The organism is Priestia sp. P5_B4, from assembly GCF_056400385.1.
Window position 1 is genome coordinate 1 of sequence record NZ_JBFULJ010001222.1, and the last position, 877, is coordinate 877.

Genomic DNA, 877 nt, shown 5'->3' on the forward strand with positions numbered 1-877 from the left:
CTATTACTCCAGTTCCCCATAATATTAAAGCCGAGCCAAAACCTAGAGATACCCACCATACCATAATGTGATGATCGCTTATTATTGTTTTTACAGGAAAAGCTAACATGACAAGCGTTGCTAGTAAACACAGAAGTGTCCCTGTAATATAATAAGTTGGAACTTGAAATAGAGATGCTAAAGGGAAAAAATGAGCACCGACAATAAGAGCCATAACAGGAACAAACAAATCTAAGTGATTAGTAGACGTGCAAATAAAAGAAGTAATAGCAATCAAAAGACCTTCTAAACTAAAAATAATACCGAACCATATATTCTTTTTTCTCCAATGCTCCTTATCCTTTTTGATTACTTCATTAGATAATAGACTGGACTTCTTTATTAATACAATTGCACCGATAAATAATATGACTCCAATCAATAAAGACAGGATGATAAGTCCAAAAAATGCCCACCCCTGCATTCCTCTAATTCCAATTCCTGACCAAAGGGTTCCGAAAAATGCCATGAAGATAACTCCAGCTGCTGTACCGCGCACAGCAGCTCTGGGAATAGTAGTTTGAGACATCTACTATAACCTCCTTTTTTATTTCAATTAAGAAGTCTTTCTATGTTTATAATTTATAAATCCATTGTACAACTTATTCTATTTAATTATTTAGCAGCTACATTTTATGATTACATTTCGGAAAATCCAGTATTTTCAAGGTTATATTCATAATTGTTTTTCTTATGGGCTTAGTGGATTCATTATTAACTGACCTTTCTCTTGGTGGTCTTTATATATAATTTCGTTGTTGCTTTAATTTATTCCTGTGCAAAAAAGAACCCTTAAAGTAGAACAGGGACTGACCGGTTCTACTAAGGATTCTTTTTG

General features: G+C 33.6%; 1 protein-coding gene. It reads right to left on the reverse strand.

Features of this window, described 5'->3' with window-relative positions; all coding sequences use genetic code 11:
• Nucleotides 1-568, reverse strand: a 568-nt coding sequence (locus AC1DRF_RS30075) for a DUF7010 family protein (RefSeq protein ID WP_477742582.1), incomplete at its 3' end; no start/stop codon positions are given.
• Nucleotides 569-877: the final 309 nt, after the last annotated feature.